This window comes from Streptomyces sp. NPDC051563, from assembly GCF_044454225.1.
In the GTDB taxonomy this organism is placed as follows: Bacteria; Actinomycetota; Actinomycetes; order Streptomycetales; family Streptomycetaceae; genus Streptomyces.
The window spans coordinates 1-16832 of sequence record NZ_JBITDL010000032.1; the positions used below are offsets into that span (position 1 = coordinate 1).

15 protein-coding genes and 1 pseudogene are annotated in these 16832 nt (G+C 71.7%); 7 read left to right on the forward strand and 9 right to left on the reverse strand.

Annotated features, from left to right (window positions below):
- The first annotated feature begins 150 nt into the window (after positions 1–150).
- Positions 151–1082, forward strand: a protein-coding gene (locus ACIA8F_RS30985; protein WP_399383731.1) for an IS5 family transposase whose coding sequence is annotated in 2 segments (ribosomal slippage) — positions 151–510 and positions 513–1082 — 930 coding nt in all. Because the reading frame shifts where the segments join, the coding sequence is not laid out codon by codon here.
- Between the two features lie 167 nt (positions 1083–1249).
- On the opposite strand, the gene ACIA8F_RS30990 is transcribed toward ACIA8F_RS30985, so the two are convergent.
- The gene (locus tag ACIA8F_RS30990; RefSeq protein WP_399383733.1) at positions 1250–1789 is read right to left on the reverse strand and encodes a 2'-5' RNA ligase family protein; all 540 of its coding nucleotides are present in this window, start codon (positions 1787–1789) and stop codon (positions 1250–1252) included.
- A 59-nt stretch (positions 1790–1848) separates the two neighbouring features.
- Positions 1849–3225 (reverse strand): M1 family metallopeptidase, encoded by a 1377-nt coding sequence (locus tag ACIA8F_RS30995; RefSeq protein ID WP_399383735.1) that lies wholly within the window; start codon positions 3223–3225, stop codon positions 1849–1851.
- Between the two features lie 400 nt (positions 3226–3625).
- On the opposite strand from ACIA8F_RS30995, the gene ACIA8F_RS31000 reads away from it, so the two are divergent.
- Positions 3626–3949: a hypothetical protein gene (locus tag ACIA8F_RS31000; protein ID WP_399383737.1), complete on the forward strand. Its 324-nt coding sequence runs from the start codon at positions 3626–3628 to the stop codon at positions 3947–3949.
- A 50-nt stretch (positions 3950–3999) separates the two neighbouring features.
- Here ACIA8F_RS31000 and ACIA8F_RS31005 read toward each other — a convergent pair whose 3' ends face one another.
- On the reverse strand, positions 4000–4656 hold the full coding sequence (locus ACIA8F_RS31005) for a lysophospholipid acyltransferase family protein (protein WP_399383738.1): 657 nt from the start codon (positions 4654–4656) through the stop codon (positions 4000–4002).
- A gap of 173 nt (positions 4657–4829) precedes the next feature.
- On the opposite strand from ACIA8F_RS31005, the gene ACIA8F_RS31010 reads away from it, so the two are divergent.
- A complete protein-coding gene (locus ACIA8F_RS31010; protein ID WP_399383739.1) occupies positions 4830–5258 on the forward strand; it encodes a DUF2809 domain-containing protein in 429 nt (142 codons plus the stop codon).
- 172 nt (positions 5259–5430) lie between these two features.
- Here the strand turns inward: ACIA8F_RS31010 and ACIA8F_RS31015 are convergent, their stop codons facing one another.
- Entirely contained in the window at positions 5431–6990 is a 1560-nt protein-coding gene (locus ACIA8F_RS31015) for a serine/threonine-protein kinase (RefSeq protein WP_399383741.1), read from the reverse strand.
- 161 nt (positions 6991–7151) lie between these two features.
- The gene (locus tag ACIA8F_RS31020; protein ID WP_399383742.1) at positions 7152–7856 is read right to left on the reverse strand and encodes a DUF4232 domain-containing protein; all 705 of its coding nucleotides are present in this window, start codon (positions 7854–7856) and stop codon (positions 7152–7154) included.
- Between the two features lie 313 nt (positions 7857–8169).
- Between ACIA8F_RS31020 and ACIA8F_RS31025 the strand changes: the two genes are divergently transcribed.
- The 4 genes from ACIA8F_RS31025 (at position 8170) to ACIA8F_RS31040 (ending at position 11130) form a co-directional block, all read left to right on the forward strand.
- Positions 8170–8601 carry a hypothetical protein gene (locus ACIA8F_RS31025; RefSeq protein ID WP_399383744.1) on the forward strand — a complete coding sequence of 144 codons (432 nt, stop codon included), beginning with the start codon at positions 8170–8172 and terminating at the stop codon, positions 8599–8601.
- A 30-nt stretch (positions 8602–8631) separates the two neighbouring features.
- The gene (locus ACIA8F_RS31030) at positions 8632–9975 is read left to right on the forward strand and encodes a hypothetical protein (protein ID WP_399383745.1); all 1344 of its coding nucleotides are present in this window, start codon (positions 8632–8634) and stop codon (positions 9973–9975) included.
- A 52-nt stretch (positions 9976–10027) separates the two neighbouring features.
- On the forward strand, positions 10028–10525 hold the full coding sequence (locus ACIA8F_RS31035) for a hypothetical protein (RefSeq protein WP_399383747.1): 498 nt from the start codon (positions 10028–10030) through the stop codon (positions 10523–10525).
- A gap of 92 nt (positions 10526–10617) precedes the next feature.
- Entirely contained in the window at positions 10618–11130 is a 513-nt protein-coding gene (locus tag ACIA8F_RS31040) for a hypothetical protein (RefSeq protein WP_399383749.1), read from the forward strand.
- A 112-nt stretch (positions 11131–11242) separates the two neighbouring features.
- On the opposite strand, the gene ACIA8F_RS31045 is transcribed toward ACIA8F_RS31040, so the two are convergent.
- From ACIA8F_RS31045 to ACIA8F_RS31060, 4 genes and pseudogenes are all read right to left on the reverse strand, one after another.
- Positions 11243–12220, reverse strand: coding sequence for a Dyp-type peroxidase (locus tag ACIA8F_RS31045; RefSeq protein ID WP_399383750.1), 978 nt, complete (start codon positions 12218–12220; stop codon positions 11243–11245).
- A 149-nt stretch (positions 12221–12369) separates the two neighbouring features.
- Positions 12370–13638, reverse strand: a complete 1269-nt coding sequence (locus ACIA8F_RS31050; RefSeq protein ID WP_399383752.1) for a threonine/serine exporter ThrE family protein — start codon at positions 13636–13638, stop codon at positions 12370–12372.
- A 179-nt stretch (positions 13639–13817) separates the two neighbouring features.
- Positions 13818–15939, reverse strand: a pseudogene (locus tag ACIA8F_RS31055) (MDR family MFS transporter).
- 54 nt (positions 15940–15993) lie between these two features.
- Complete coding sequence (locus tag ACIA8F_RS31060; RefSeq protein WP_399383754.1) at positions 15994–16773, reverse strand: potassium channel family protein; 780 nt, start codon at positions 16771–16773, stop codon at positions 15994–15996.
- Between the last annotated feature and the right edge of the window lie 59 nt (positions 16774–16832).

Below are 16832 nucleotides of genomic sequence, written 5' to 3' on the forward strand. Positions count from 1 at the left end.
GACAACACCAGGCCCGCCTCAGTCACTACAAACGACGCGGCCACACACCACCAGAAGCTGCCAACCCGTCAACGAAAGAACCGTTGCAGTACTAGGCACTGTTTCCCGGATCTCCGTACAGCGGTGGGGTGTTGAGGGCAGGCTCGTCGTATGGGTCGTGGGGATCTGACGAATACGGAGTGGGAACGGCTGGAGTCATTCCTGCCTCGCGGTGGTACGCGTGGGGGCCGGTGGAGTGATCACCGCAGGGTGATCAACGGGGTGCTCTACCGGGTGCGGACCGGCGTCCAGTGGCGTGACCTGCCCGAGCGGTTCGGCCCATGGGAGACCGTCTACAAGCGGCATCGCCGCTGGTCAGCGGATGGAACCTGGACGATGCTGCTGTCCCGGATCCAGGCGGCCGAGGACGCCGCGGGCCGGATCGACTGGGACATCTCGGTGGACTCGACAGCAGTGCGGGCCCACCAGCACGCAGCTGGCGCGAGGGTCGCTCCGCCCGGCGCGGTCTCTGAAAAGGGGAACGTCCGGGGGACGAATCAGGTCGATCCGGTGCTTGGGAAACTGGTCGTCCGGTTGGAGGAGGTGGTCCGATCAGCGAATGCTCGGGACGCTCACGCGGCGGATTCACCACCAAGATCCACCTCGCCGCCGACGGGCGGTGCCGGCCTCTCGCTCTCGTCCTGACGCCCGGACACTACGGCGATGGCCCCCAGTTCGAGCGCGTGCTGGAGCGGGTATCCGTGCCCCGCACCGGCGTCGGCCGACCTCGCACGCGGCCCGATCACGTCCTGGCCGACAAGGCCTACACCTCCCGGAAGAACCGCCGCTACCTGCGACGACGCGGAATCCGCCACACCATCCCCGAACGCCTCGACCAGCAAAGACATCGCAAGAACCGCGGTTCACGCGGCGGCCGGCCCACCGGCTTCGACCGCGAGCGCTACAAGAAACGCAACACCGTCGAACGCGCCATCAACCGGCTGAAGGGTTTCCGCGCCGTCGCCACCCGCTACGAGAAACGCGCCTACATCTACCTCGGCACCGTCACCCTCGCAGCCCTCATCATCTGGCTCCGCACATGATCTAAGAAACAGCGCCTAGTGCCGTGGCCGGGAGGTGTGCCGGGTCGCGGTGTCCGGTGCGGTGCATCGCACGGCGGAGGATCACGTCGCGTAGTGGACGTACTCGCGTGGTCCGACAACGCGGCGAGGTACCGTGCGGACACCCCCTGGTCCGCCGGGGGGCGGGGTCAGTCTCCGAGTGCGAACGAAGCCAGCGTCCGCCACGCCGTGCCGTCGTGGGCCATGAGTTCGACCGACGTCACCCGTGAGGTGAACGGGAGCCCGGCGCCGAGGTCCGCCTCGATCTCCTCCAGGACGGCGTCCTCCTGGCCTTGGGCGATGGTCAGGTGCGGCACGATCTCGGCGAACCGGCCGCCGTACGGCGGAGCCTCGGGCCACCGGCCGGCGACGGCCTCCGTGAGACGGATCAGTGGCGCGGCGGGTTCCGGAACGAGGTACAGGACCTCAGGGAGGCGTCCTGTCTTCTCAAACCGCAGGTCGAACGGCTGGTGGCCGCGCAGCACGTCCTCGATGGCGGCGTGGACGAGCGGATCGATCCGGCTCTCCTCGAGGAACGGGAAGAGCACGGTGACGTGCGCGGGAACCCCGGCCCGGGCCGAAGGGTCGAGCCGCTCGCGCCACCCGCGGACGGCCGGCTCCGCCTCCGGGATCCTGACGACGAGGCCCGTCTGCCCCGCCTGGAACGTGCTGCTGCTGTCATCTGCCATGACACGACAGGGTGTCACGGGATTCTCCGCTCCCGCTCGCTGGCCCCCGCCGGACGCGGTCAGTGGATCCTGTGTTCCGTCCAGAACGGGGTGAGGTCCTGCGGCGTCGCCGCCTGGGCCGCCCGCTTGAAGTCCGCGGTCGTGGACACGCCCTGCCAGTGGTCGCGGACGTAGTCGCGCAGCATGGCCGTCATCGCCGGGGTGCCCAGGGCCCGTTCCAGGTCGTGCAGGGCGCAGGAGCCTCGTTGGTAGACGACGCGGCTGTACTCCGTACGGTGGCCGTCCGCGAAGTAGGACAGGGGCCGGGTGATCTCGGCCGCGGCACTGGGCCACATCGGCTGGTCCTCCCAGCACGTGGTGGTGTCCTCCCCGGTGTACGACTGGTACGCGTACTGGGCGAAGGATTCGTCCAGCCAGGGCGCCGCGAACTGGTCGTTGCCGACGATGCCGTAGAACCACTGGTGGGCGATCTCGTGGACGGCGCCGGACCCGTCGGATTCGGTCCACAGCAGGACGAGGCCCGGGAACTCCATGCTGCCGAAATCGTCGAGGTTCTCGCTCATGACGAGGTCGAGCTCACCGTACGGATAGCGTCCGAACCGCTTCCCGAACGCGTCGACGGAGCCGGCGGCGTCCTTCAGGGCCAGGGCGACGCCCTCGTCCGGGGTGGCAGCCGTCCAGTACGCGTTCAGCCGGACGCCGCCCGGCGTGGTGACCGTCTTCGACCGGAAGGGGCCCGCGGCCCACGCGAAGTCCCGTACCCCGTGCGCGACGCTGGTGGTGACCGTGCGGCCGGGGGCGCCCGCGCGGCGCGTGGTGGTGCCCGTCGCGGGGACGAGGAGGGCGCTGGGGTGGTCGAGGCGGACGCGGAAGTCGCCGGCCAGGGTGTAGAAGCTCTCGCCGAATCCGACGTCGGGATCGAGGTGGCGGCCCTGGGCGTCGCGTACGGACAGCAGGGGCAGTGCGTTGCCGAGGTAGCGGTGCGGGCCGTCCTTGCCGAAGCGGTGGACGCGGTCCGGGACGGTGATCTCCACGTCGAAGGAGATGCTGGTCCGCGCCCCGTACGGGAGCGGCGCGGGCAGGTCGATCTGCAGGGCCGTGCAGTCGACGGTGAGCGGTCGCGGGGTGCCTCCGGTGACCCGCCCCACCCGGACCGGCGACGGGGCCTCGGGGGTTCCGCAGCCGTCGGTGCCGTTGCCCCACAGGCGGATGTCGAGCGAACGCAGCGGAGTACGGGAGGAGTTGCGGAGGGAGACCATCTGGCGGCCGGTCCAGCGCGAGCCGTCGGCGTCACTGCGCAGCGACACCTCGTAGGAGGGCCGGTCGGGTGTCGCCGCGGGGGCCGGAGGGGGCTGGGCCGCGGCGGCCTGGGGGACGCAGAGCACGACGGATGCGAGGGCGAGCAGCAGGGCCCGCGGGAGCCTGAGCGAGATCATGGCAGGCACGCTAGAACGTCCGTACGGCCGGAGGGGAGAGTTCCAGAGCAGATGGCGCACCGACACCGGTGCGGAGTAAGGCAGTTGACCCGTCGGATGGACGGACTTCTCCGGCTGAGCCGTCCGTTCGGCGACACGATCTCCGATCGGGACCGGGCCGGTGAAGTAGGTTCGGTTCGGGTAACAAGCCGTCGACGGGGGCGAGATGCAGCATCTGGGACCGCTGGAACTGGTCGGGAGCCGATGGGTCATCGGAGACCCGGAGCGGCACGAGGGGTCGTGCCTGGTGCTCACCGCCGGGGGAATCGAGCACCACATGCGAGGGGAGGCCGTACCTCGGGAGGCCGTCCCGTGGAGCAGCCTGCATTCCCTGCACTTGAGGGCTACGAGGAACGCGTGGATGGCCAGCCGCAGCGGGGGCCTGTTCGTCGCGGCGGGCGGCGGCAGCATGGACGGGGGCCGCGACGGCTGTTCCCTGTCCGGAACGCGCGATCGGTTCCAGCTCTGGTCGGTGAGGTACACGCACCATGAACGCCTCTACACGTCCGTGCACATGGCTCTGGTGGTCGCCCTGATCTCCTGGATGTCCGATGCGAAGGCGCTGCACCGCCTCGGAGACCCGGAGTGGCTCGGTGCGGTGGTGGCCCGGCTGGCGCCGACGCCGCGGTGGACCCCTCTCCCGCAGCGCAGGGTCGGCGAGATCGTCGAGCTCCTGGGAACCTGAGCCGCGGCCCCGCGCCGCTGCCCGCGCACATCCGCTCCGAAGGCGCGGCCTCAGATGCCGCAGGGGGCGGCGAGGCCGGACAGGGCGGTGTGCCAGGCGGAGGTGACGGCGCCGTGGGCCGCGGCCGTCGCCTCGGGGAGTCCGGCCGGCAGGAACAGGGGTGCGCCCACGTGTACATGGAGCCGCGGGCGGCGGAACGGGGCCGTCAGGACTCCGGCGAGCTGTTTGGCCGTCGTCCCGGAGCTCACCCGGCGGGAGCCCGCCTGTCCCACGGGGCGGACGGGTGCTCCCGTGGCCAGGGCGAGGCGGGCCAGGCCGCTGCGGAAGGGCAGGGGCGCGGCTTCCCCGGAGTCCCGGCGGTCGGGGATCCCGCCTTCCCCGTACATCAGTACGCACCGTCCCGCCTCCAGTGCCCGGGCGGCGTCGGCGAGCGAACTCGCCGCGCGGGCCGTCCCCCGGTGAACCGGGATGTGCCCTTCGCGGGCGAGCGCCCCTCCGAGCACGGGGACCCGCCACAGCCCGGCCGTGGCCATGATCACCGGTTCGACGCCGAGCCGGCGCAGGGCGGCCACCACGATGACGGGGTCGACGAGGCTGGTGTGGTTGGCGGCCAGGATGGTCCCGCCGACGACGGGACCCGAGGCGTCCGCGGAGACGGTCAACCGCCCGCACACCGGGCCCAGGGTTGCGGCGACGTGGCTGATCATGGAAGGGAACCTCCGGGACGGGGCGTGCGGTCTTCGTACCCCCAGCGTGTCGGCCGTCGGCCGGTCCGGCATGAGTCGCGCTACTCAGCCCGCCTGGGTACTCGGCCCCTCGCGTCCCCCTCTCCCCCGCACCGCGACGCGAGTGGCCGCGGGCCGTCTGGCAGGGTGGTCCCATGACCACCACCTCCGTACCCGCGCGCCGCGCCCGTACCGGAACCGGCCGCGCCCGCACCCGTATCGCCGCGGCCGCGGCGGCGGTCGCGACGGTCGGAGCGGGGTTGGGCCTACGGGCCGTGGCGACGGGGAGCGCGGCCAAGTACGGCGGAGACGCGCTGTACACCGTGCTGATCTTCACCCTCATCGTGCTGGTCCTGCCACGGGTGACGGCCCTGCGGGCCGCCGCCGGCGCTCTCGCCCTGAGTGCGGTGGTGGAGTTGCTCCAGCTCACCGGGGTACCGGCCGAGCTCTCCCGGCACAGCACGCTCGCCCGCCTGGTCCTCGGGTCCACCTTCAACCCGCCCGACCTGCTCTGGTACGCCGTCGGAGCCGCAGCCGGCTGGCTGGCCCACATCTCGGCGACCCGCCTGGCGGGAAGGCGCTAGGGGGTGTCCGCAAAGTGGCGCCGGGCGCCCGGAGGGCGCCCTCGCGGCGTTCGGTGCGTGCTCTCGGTGTGCCGGACGGAAGCCCGCGTACTGGACGTACTCGGGATTTCGCCCGGTGCGCCGAGAGCGCGTGCCGGGCGTCGCGAGGCAGGCGCCACTTTGCGGACACCCCCTAGCGGCTGCGGGTGAGCGTTGCGGGGGCCCCGGCCGATTGGGCGCCTTCGGTTTCCAGGGCAAGGTGGCCGGGGTCCGTGAGGGTCAGGACGTAGAGGTTGCCCTTCGGGCAGTCGAAGGTGGCCGCGGGGTCGGTCGGGTGGCTGGTCGCCGCGGCGAAGACCGCACGGTCGCCGGTGGTCTGGCGCAGTTCCAGGGCCTCGGTGCAGCCGAGGTTCCGCCCGGTGATGCTCTCCTTCACCTCGCTGACCTGGCGGCCCACGAGGTCGCCGACCGAGCCCGCGTTCAGTGTGACGGTGACGGAGAACTCGCCGGTCCTGGCCCGGGTGATGCCGTCCGCATCGGGGGTTCCGGGGCCGGTGCCGGTCCACGTGCCGATCCACGACTGCGGCATCGCCGACGGGGAAGGGGTCGGGGCCGGTGATCCGCTGCCGTCCCTGCCGCCGTCTCCGCCCGCGCCTCCGTTCCAGGGCATTCTGATCGCGAGGGTGGCCGCGACCACGAGGACGGCGGCGACGGCCGCCCCCGCCGCCCAGGGCACGCGCCGGGTCCCGGCGAGACCGGGTGAGTACAGCGGCGGCGTCGCCGGGAGGGCCGGGGGCGGTGTCGGGGGCGCCTGCGGCAGGGGGACGGGCGCGGGGAGCGGCAACGGCCGGGAGGCGGCCAGGAAGCGGTGGAGCTCGGTCTCCCGGTGGGCTGCGTCCGCCGCCAGCGGAGGGGGCACGGCCGCGCTCCACTCCTGCGCGGCCGAGCCGATGCGGGCCAGTGCCTCGTCGGCGGTCGGGCGCTCCCGCGGGTCCTTGGCAAGGCACCGGCCCAGCAGGGGGCGGAGCCCCTCCGGGACACCGTCGAGGGCGGGCTCCCCGTGCACGATCCGGTAGAGGAGGCCGGGGAGTTCCAGCTCCTCGCCGTCGGCCAGGAAGGGGCTGCACCCGGTGGCCGCGCAGGCGAGTACCGCGGCGAGGGAGAACACGTCCGCCGGGGCCTCGGCCAGGGCTCCGGTCGCCTGCTCCGGTGCGAGGAAGCCGGGCGTGCCGATGACCGCTCCCGTCCGGGTGTGGCGCGGGTCGTGCACGGCGCGCGCGATGCCGAAGTCGATGAGGAAGGGCCGCTCCCGGCCGAGCAGCACGTTCCCCGGCTTGATGTCGCGGTGCACGACGCCCGCCGCCCGTACCGCCGCGAGCGCGGCGAACAGTTCCCGGGCCAGGCTCCACAGTGCCGGGCCGGTCAGCGGCCCGTGCCGGTGCACCCACTCGCCCAGGGAGGGCGCGGCGATGTACTCCGTGGCGAGCCACTGCGGGGAGGCGCCCGGGGCGCTGAAGTCCACCACCGAGACCGTCCACGCGGAACGTACGCGGTCGTTGGCGCGTATCTCCCGCGCGAAGCGGTCGGCGAAGTCGGGGTCCCGGCTCAGCTCCCGGTGGACGGTCTTCAGGGCCAGCGGCCGGCCGGACGCCGTCCGGGCCAGGAAGACCTCGCCCATGCCTCCCTCGCCGAGCCGGGCCAGCAAGCGGTAACCGCCGATCTCCGGCGGGTCGCCGGGCCGCAGTGACTCCACCGACTCCCCCTGTCGACAAGGCCGTTGACCGCGTGCAGGGAGCGTACGGACCGGCCGGTGGAGTCACCTTAGAGGACCGCCCGGGAGGCCGGACCGTCAGGACGGCATCACGACGGTCGGGACGGTCAGGACGGTCAGGACGGTCAGGACGGTCAGGACGGTCAGGACGACATGATGAAGCGCAGGGCCAGCCCCGAGGCGGTCATCCAGTGGGTGACCTTGGCGAAGTCGTTGTAGTAGACCGTGTCGACGCCGGGGAAGGCGACCTTGATCGGCGCGCCCTTCTTGCTCCCGGGCTCGGTGTCCTGGAGCTGCACGGTCATGGTCTTCGCCGGGGCCTCGTCCATGGGGCCGTTCAGGAGCAGCGCGGCGTACGTCTGCTTGCCCGGTGCGATGGCCTCGTAGGGCGTCCCGGGCATCGGGGCGCTCTCCTTGATCTCGGGGACCGGCCGCTGGGCGTCGCCGAGCTGGATGAGGGGGTAGCGGTAGACCTTGCACGCCTTCTTGCTGGTGTTGGTGAGGGTGAGGAGGATGTGCCGGACTCCCTGGCCCTTGTCGTCCTCGGTGCTGGAGGTGATCGAGACGTCGCCCGGGGCGCAGAGGGCGACGGCGCCGTCGCCGCCACCGGTGCCGGTCGCTCCCGGGGTCGGCGTCGCCGAGGGCGTGGCGGACGGCTTGGGCGCGCTCGGGGAGCCGGTCGCGCTCGGGGTGCCCGGGGTGCTCGGCTGGGCCGTGGGCTTGCCGTCGCCCGGCCCGTCGCCCCCGTTCGGCGAGCACGCCGCGGACGCGAGCAGTGCGGCGGCCGTCGCGGCCCCGAGGACGCAGGACTTCCAGCCCCCGTGGCTCGTACGGGCAGCAGTGTTCATGGTGTTCCCCCGTTGTCGGCCCTGAGCGGCCGTTGTCGACTCCCGATGATGAACGCGGTCCGCGGCGCCTCCGGGGGATCCGGCGGCGGGCCGCCATGGCCTCCGTCTGCCCCCGGCGCACTCCCGCCGGCCTGCAGTAGCGGATTTCCCCCCTCGCGCGGGTCTCAGACGCCTGTTACGAAGCAGGGACAAGACCGGCACGCTTCGGTCGGATGACCGGCCTGACGATTGATCAGGCGGGGCGGTGAACGGGGCGGTTGACCTCTGTTCGATTGACATGTATATGATCTTGCCCTTCGGACGGGGGAGCATCATGTCAGGGGATTTCGCGCAGGAGTGGGAACGCGAGCGCGCGGGCGTCGCGGACCACGACGTGGCCGTGCGGTTGAACGGCGCGCCCACGGGGCCGTTCGCGCCGGGCGGGCCCGGTGACTTCGCCTCGACGCCGGCCCAGAAGCAGGCGGCGGCGAACACCATCGAGACCGAGCTGGAGCCGGCCACCAAGAAGGCCGCCGAGCACGCGGACGACGCCACGAACACGGCCCAGAAGGGCTTCGAGGGCTGGGACACGGCCGGCGCCCTGAAGAAGGTGTCGGACACCTGGGACCAGCAGGTGCGGACCCTGATGGGGCGTCTTTCCTCGGAGAAGGGGGCGCTGCGCGGGACCTCGGGGCTCTTCGTGCGCCACGACACCGGGCTGGGCAACCAGTTCCTCGTGTCGGGGTCGAAGCTGAACGGGCTGTAGGGGGCAACGGTGCTGACGTATCACGAGGTCATGACCACGGACCTGGGCCTGCTGACGACGGCGGCGGCCACGTGGGAGTCCATGGCGGGCGAGTTGAAGAAGGTCGAGACCCGCTACGGCGACAGCGTCCAGAAGATCACGCTGGGCCCGGACTGGGCCGGAGTCAGCGCGGGCGCCGCGCAATCGGGTTTCGCGGCGACCCGCTACGAGTACGCCGCCGCGCAGACCCAGGCCAAGGCGATCGCGAGCCTGCTGCGGGACGCACACGCCGTGTTCACCGATCTCAAGTCGAAGCTCCGCAGCGCGCGGGACGAGGCGGTCGCCGCCGGGATGACCGTGTCGGAGCAGGGCCGCGTCGCCTTCGACTACGCGAAGCTGACCCCCGCGGAGCGCAGTGCCTACCACCACGACCCCGATGGCGAAACCTCCATCCGTACGGCGGTCACCTCCTGGCAGCAGTACCTCGACGACCGGGTGAAGGCGGCCTCCGAAGCCGATCAGCACGTGAAGGCCGCCTTGGAGGCCGCCGTCGTCGACAACAACCGGGACGCCTTCGGCAAGGGGGCCGACCAGACGATCGGCGGGTTCAACGCCCACCCCCAGGGCGACCTGTCCAAGGTGCCGCTTCCCCGGTCCCCCGACGCCGAGGTGGGCACGAAGACCGACGGCTGGCAGGCCGAGGGCTCCGCGACGGCGACCGGCCCCGACGCGGGCACCAAGGCCTCCGGACCGAAGTACGGCAAGGAGGGCTCGGCCCAGGCGTACGCCGAACTCGGCCACGCGACGGCGAAGGGATCCCTCAGCAACGGGTCGATGCACCTCTCCGGCATCGCCGATGCCTACGCGGGGGCCCGGGCCAGCGCGAACGCGGGCATCACGGACAAGGGCCTCACGGGCAAGGCCGAGGTGTCCGCGGCCGCCCGGGCGCTGGCCGAGGGGCGTGCGGGGTACGGGTACGTCGAGGGCTACGGGCGGGCCGAAGGCTTCGCCGGAGCCGAGGCGCAGGTCAGCGCCGGTGTCGGCCTGGAGGGCCTGAACGCCGGCGCGAAGGCCTTCGCCGGGGCGAAGGGCACCGTCGCCGGGGGCGCCGAGGTCGCCGGGATCGGGGCCGGTGCCACGGCCGAGGGCTGGGCCGGTGCGGGTGCCGAGGCGAAGGTGACCTTCGGCAAGGGCGACGACGGCAAGTTCCACATCGGCACGAAGGTGGGCGTCGCCCTCGGCCTCGGCGGTTCCGTCGGAGCGGAGTTCACGGTCGACCCGGCGAAGGTCGGCGACGCCGTCGGCGACGCGGCCGACGCCGTGGGGGACGCCGCCCATGCGGTCGGTGACGCCGCGGGATCGGTCAAGGACACTGTCGGCAGCTGGTTCGACTGACCCACCTTCCGGGGGAGACCGGAAAGACAAGAGAGAAAGAAGGAAGCGCGCAATGTCCACGACCCTGCCGGTGCCGATCGAGTTCCGACTGCCGGACGGCTGGCAGCCGGCCCCGCCGGACGAGGTCGGCGCTCCGGGCGTGGCCTTCGTCGCGCTGCATCCCCACCCTGATTCCGGTTTCACGGCCAACATCACCATCGACGGCGAGTACCGGCCGGACGAGGCCACGCTGGACGAGCTCGCCGACGCGTCGGTGGAGCGTCTGCGCGAGGCCGCCGAGTCCGTGGTCGTGGCCGCCCGCCGGGAGATCGGCCCCGAGGGTGCGCCGGGCCTGACCCAGCGGCTGGCCTTCTCGGCGCTGGCGGGCGGTGTGCGCCGCGAGCTCGTCCAGTCGCAGGTCTACCTGTCCATGCTGGACGTCCACGATCCGCGCAAGCGCGCGGTGATCCGGATGGTGCTGACCGCCACCGCGGAGCAGCACGACGAAGTCCTGGGCGAATTCCAGGAGTTCCTGCGCACGGTGGGCCCGGACACGGCGGCGGGGTCGTAGGCGGCGGGTTCCGGTCGGGGCGCAGGTTCCGGTCGCAGGAGGCCGCTCGGACGATCTTGTCTCGACCGGCCGGATGTCCCTAGGGTAGTGCGATGGGTCTCTTCGACAAACTCACCGGCACCAGGCACCCCGACAGCGGCGTGGCACCCCGCTCCGCCGAGGAGGTACGGGCGACCCTGCTCGGACTCTTCGCGGCGGACGCGCCGTACGTCGTGCGCGGCGGCGCCCCCGAGGACGCCGACCTGGTGGCGGAATGCCGGATCCAGGAGCCCGCGTGGCACACCTTCTTCGCCCGGACCCAGGTGAGCCGCGTGCTCCAGATCCGGCTGCGCCTGGACCCGGCGGCGCGGGAGGTCCGCAGCGTGGACCGGCAGTTCGAGGTCACCTGGCTGGGAGGCACTCCCCGCCTCGCCCTGTCGGCCGAGGCCGCCCGCGGTCAGGTGAGCACGGTGTCCCGGCGCGTGAAGGCCGAACGGGGGGCCGACGGCGCCCTCGAGAGCACCGAGGTGTTCCGCTTCGACAGCGCGGAGCTGAAGGACCCGCTGCGCGAAGCGGTCCTCCGCGCGGGGTGGACCTGGCGCGGGGTCGTCTTCGGCAAGCTCTGACGCGGACGGCGGATCGCGGCGGACCGGGCGGCGCGCCTCGCCCTCGGTCTCGCCCTCATCCTCGGTCTCGTCCTCGGTCTCGGTACGGGCGGCCTGCGTGATCGGCGCCGGTTCAAGGTGCAGGCCGGTCAGGGCGCCCGGAGGAGTCCGGGGCGGCGGGAAGGCCGTCGAGGAAGGTGGCGGTCGGTACGTAGAAGAGGCAGCCGGTGAGCGCTGTCGAGAAGTCGAGGATGCGGTCGTACGCGGCTTCGCCGTCGCCCAGGAACATGTTCCGCAGCATCTGCTCGGTGACGTCGGGGGTCCTCGCATAGCCGATGAAGTACGTGCCGAGCTCGCCCTCGGCGAGCGATCCGAAGGACATGTTCTCGCGCACGATCTTGCGCTCGTTGCCGGCCGCGTCGGTGATGACGGTCAGGGCCACGTGGGAATCTGCGGGCTTCACCTCGTCGGAGAGCTCGATGTTGTCCGGCTTCGTCCGCCCGATGGCAGCCTCCTGCTCCTCCGCCCGCAGGGCGTTCCATGCCGGCATGTCGTGCACGTACTTCTGCACGATCACGTAGCTGCCTCCGGTGAACTCGGGGTCCTCCTCCCCGACGAACACCGCGTCGGCCGCCGTCGGGCCCTCCGGATTCTCGCTGCCGTCCACGAATCCGAGGAGGTCCCGCTCGTCGAAGTACTTGAAGCCGTGGACCTCGTCGACGACCTTCACGGCGTCCGCCAGCCGGTCCGTGATCAGCCGGGCGAGTTCGAAGCACAGGTCCATGCGCCGGGCGCGTACGTGGAACAGCAGGTCCCCCGGAGTCGCCGGGGCCCGGTGCCGGTCACCGGCCAGCTCCACGAACGGATGGAGCCCCTGCGGGCGCGGTCCGGCGAACAGCCGGTCCCAGGCCTCCGAGCCGATGCCGACGACGCAGTTCAGCCCCTCGTGCGGGGCCCGGAAGGACACCGAGCGGTACAGTCCGGACACGTCCTCCAGCAGCTCCCGGACCACCTCCTCGCGCCCCGGGGCGAGAGTGACGACGAGGAACATCGCGGCCTCGGCCGGCGGAATGATCACGGCCTGCGATTCGACCACGGTGTCCCCGTTCATGAGTGCGGAAGGTCCGTCCCGTCCGAAATCGATCATCCACCACGATGTCGGGTTTCGCGCCGTTCCTGCCGTTTTAAGGGAGATGTCCGGTCTGGTGGCGGGCTCCCCGGAACCCGCACCGGGGAGCGTTCGTCCTGAGCCGCGTCGGGCTACTGCTCCCGGTCCGTCTCCGGCTCGCGGGCCGGGCCGAGGCGGACCCGCGGGCGGCTGCCCAGGTGGGCCCCGATCACGATGCCCAAGCCGATGGCGATCAGGGTGACGAGGGCGTTGACGAGCGTGCCCAGACTTGTCGCGGTCTGGTGGTTGAGAAGCTCCGAGACTCCTTCGAGACTGCTCGCGCCCGGGACCAGGACCCAGTAGCAGGGCAGGAAGATCAGGAGCTCCGGGATGCGGTGGCGCCGGTGGACCCAGCCGGCCATCGGCGGCAGCAGCATGCCGGCCGCGAGCGCTCCCAGGGCCACCCCTCCCACGGCCTCGCCCGCCGTCTGCACCGTGCGCGCCAGGAGGAGCGCGGCGACCATCCACGGCATGGCGCGCAGCGGCGTGGAGAAGTGGAGGGCGAACCCGACGAGGAAGAACACCGCGCCGGCCCATCCCGCCCACTCCCCCAGCAACTCGGGTGCCGGATGCCCGGTGGGGCGCGCGTCGACCGACTGGACGCCGACCAGGATTCCGACGGCCAGGAGAAGGAGGACGTTGACGGCTCCTGCCAGCCTGGACATGCCGGACAGGGTGGAGCCCAGGGAAAGTTCGATGGGGCCCATCGAGAGGGCCACGCCGGGCAGGAAGCCGACGAGCGGGGCGATGAACAGGTACTGCGGCTCCTCGTGGAGCAGCGGTCCGGCGAACGCTTGGGCCAGCCCCGCCGCCAGGACTCCGGCGACCACGGGCAGTGCCGGGCCGAATGCGGGCAGGTACCGCGTCGTCAGTACCCGTAGCAGGCCCACGAGCAGACCGAGGACCGCGTAGCCGATCATGGCGGGCACCGTGGCGTGGAAGACCATCCCGAGTCCGACCGTGGCCACGGCGTACCCGAACACGGACACGGCGGGACTCAGCCCCGGCGGCATCGACCGTACGTCATCCAGCGCGGCGCGCACTTGCTCCAGTGGCATTTCCTGGTTCCTCAGCCGGGCCAGCAGGTTCTCCAGTGCCTCGGCCTGATCGAGCCTCAGGTCGCCCCCCTTCAGGAGGACGAAGTCCAGCTCGCCCTCCGCCTGCGGCGACAGGCCCTCCACCCGGACGAACACGCCGGTGGGCACCACGAAGCTGCGTGCCAGCATGCCGTAACAGGCGGCCACCTCGGCCAGGTCCGTCTCCACCGACTCGGTGCGCTTGCCGGCCCGCAACAGCTCCACGCCCGGCTCGCACAACGTGCGGGCCAGCTCCCGGGTCCACTCGCGCTCCGGAGCGAGCACACCGGGCACCGTGACCGGCGCGCCCGGCCCGGGCACCCGGCGCCACCACACCCTGCGCCGACCGGCATCGGCAGCCTCAGCACCGCCCACGGTTCACCCCCGCGTCCACGTCCGAAGGCGCCCCGGTACGGCACGGCACCTGGATCCTCCTCAGTACGGCAACGGGAATGGCACGCCTCCTACGCTCCCGTTCCGGCAGGCACCTTGGATGCGCGGCTCTGGCCGGCCGGCATCGACTGTCCGAGATCCTCCGCGAGGAGCCTCTTCGCGATCCGGTCGACCGCCGTGCGCAGTTCGGGGCCGGGCGGGTGACCGAGGTCGGCTTCCACCCGGCCGCTCAGCCAGGTGCCCCAGGCCCGTCCGATCGTCTCGGCCTCGCGTTCGCCCGCCGCGGTCAGTGCGTAGTAGGTGCCCTCGCGGGAGAGGAAGCCTTCGGCGGTCATCCGGTCGAAGAGCGGGAGGAGCACCTCCGGCGGCATGTGCCTGCGGGCCGCGATCAGTCCGGCGCTCGCGGTTCCGACCATCCTGGTGAAGAAGCCGACCTGCATCACCGCCCAGGCGCCGGCGATGTCGAGGCGGGTATCGGCCGCGGCCATGACCTGGCGCGACTCGGCATGCCCCTCGGTCCGGATGATCTTCGCGACGGCCAGCTCCAGGATCTGCTCCGAGTCGCCGGTGGAGACCGGGGAGGAGAATCCGTCGCCCATGTCGGTGGCTCCGGCCTGGGCACTGTCGCGGAGCTTGACCTGCTTGAGGAAGAGGGCCACCACGAAGCCGACGAGGGCGACGGGCACGGTCCACAGGAACACGGTGTGCAGGGTGTCCGCGTAGGCCTTGATGATCGGGGCGGCGGCGGTGGGGGGGCAGCGAGTGCAGTCCGTGGGGACTCAGCGCCGCCCTGGCGACCAGGGCGGGGTCCGCACCGGTTGCGGCAGCGGCGGCGATGCCGTCCTGCAGGTTGGGCTTGAGGGTGTTGGCGTAGATGGTGCCGAAGACCGCGGTGCCGAAAGCGCTGCCGAGGGTGCGGAAGAAGGTCACGCCCGAGGTGGCGGTGCCGAGGTCGGAGTAGTCGACGGTGTTCTGGACCGCGATGGTCAGGACCTGCATGCACAGGCCGATTCCGGTACCGAGCACGAACATGTACAGCGACTCGAGCCAGATGTTGCCCCCGGTGCCCATCAGGGACAGCAGGTAGAGGCCAGCACCCATGACGAGGGAGCCGACGATCGGGAAGATCCGGTAGGTGCCGGTCCTGCTGACGACGGTGCCGCTGGACACGGAGGCGATCAGCAGGCCGATGACCATCGGCAGGGTGCGGACGCCGGAGATCGTCGCCGAGTCGCCGTCGACGTACTGCAGGAAGGTCGGCAGGAACGTCATCGCGCCCAGCATCGCGAAGCCCACGATGAAGCTCAGGATCGAACAGACCGTGAAGACGGGGTTCGAGAACAGTCTCATGGGGAGCATCGGTTCGGCCGCCCTGGACTCGACCGCGCAGAAGAGGGCGAGCGCGATGACTCCGGCCGCGAACAGGCCGATGATCGTGGGCGAGCCCCAGGCGTACTCGTTGCCGCCCCAGCTGGTGGCCAGGATCAGCGAGCTGGCGCCGATCGCCACCAGCGCGATGCCCAGGTAGTCGATGGCCGGCCGGACGGCGGATGTGACGCTCGGGATGGTGCGCGCGGCCGCGATGACGACCACGATGGCGATCGGGACGTTGACGTAGAACGCCCAGCGCCAGGTGAGGTGGTCGGTGAACAGGCCTCCGAGCAGCGGTCCGATGACGGTGGAGACGCCGAAGACCGCGCCGAGCGCGCCCTGGTACTTGCCGCGCTCGCGCAGCGGGATCACGTCCGCGATGAGCGCCATGGAGGTCACCATCAGGCCGCCGGCGCCGATGCCCTGGACGGCCCGGAAGGCGATCAGCATCATCATGTTCTCGGACAGGCCGCACAGGAACGAGCCGACGATGAAGACGATCGTCGACAGCTGGAAGATCAGCTTGCGGCCGAAGAGGTCGCCGAACTTCCCGACCAGGACCGTGGAGACCGTCTCGGCGAGCAGGTACGCGGTCACCACCCACGACATGTGCGCACCGCCGCCCAGGTCCGCCACGATCGTGGGCAGCGCCGTGCCCACGATGGTCTGGTCGAGGGCGGAGAGCAGCACGCCGAGCATGATCGTGACGAAGACGATGTTGCGCGTCCGCACGTCGAGGACGGGCGGAGCGGAGTCCTGCTGCGGGGGTCCGGTGGCGACAGTCACACGGGCCACTCTCCTGCGTGGCCCTTCCCCGCGCATGCCGTGTGGGCCGATCAGTGCCTCCCTCGGGACACCACCGGCGCCGGTGGTGTCTCAGCCCGGTGGCCCGTGGCCGGTGCTCGGTGGGTCGGCGCTCGGGTCCGGGTCCTCGTTCCGGTTCAGCCAATGCCGCAGGGCCCGGATCTCGCCGAGCGTGTCGACGGCGATCTGGCGAGCCTCCGGGGAGTTCTGGTCGCTCCGCAGACGGTGGGCGTACCAGCCCGAGTACCAGGAGGCGAACGCTCCGATGACGACTCCGAACAACCCGACGGCCACCACGCTGAGCCCCACCGCTGTCAGGCGCCCGACCGGCGTGACCGGATACAGCTCCCCGTACATGGTCATCGTCATCGTGGTGGCGGCCCAGTAGGCCGCCAGTCCGAAACTGGTGATCGTCGCACCCGGCGCATCGCGCTCGACCGCCAGTGCCACGAGCGCGCCGGCCCCGCACAGGAGGACGGAGGCCATGCCCGAGTACAGCATCAGCTCGACGTCCAGGCCGCGGCGCACACGGTGGCGCAGTGTGGAGACGGCGGTGAGCTCGCGCACGGCGCGGACCGGACGCAGGAACGGCATCAGTACGATCAGCAGATCCGGCAGGTGTCCGAAGAACCAGGCGCGCCGGCCCCGCGCCAGGGCCAGCCGGACCAGGTAGTCGACGACGAACACGGCCCACGTGACCGCGAGTCCGATCAGGCACAGCAGCCGCATGCGGGCGGACAGGCCCTGATCGGCGATCGGCACCGCGAAACAGGCCATGAACAGCAGGGGCACGACCAGCAGCGGCCCTTCGCCGGCCGCCTCCCACTGCACACCCCGCTCGTTGTCGGGCACCTCTCGCGTGGAGCGCCTACCGGATCCCGCTGCTCGCCGCTGCCTGTCGTTGTGCACAC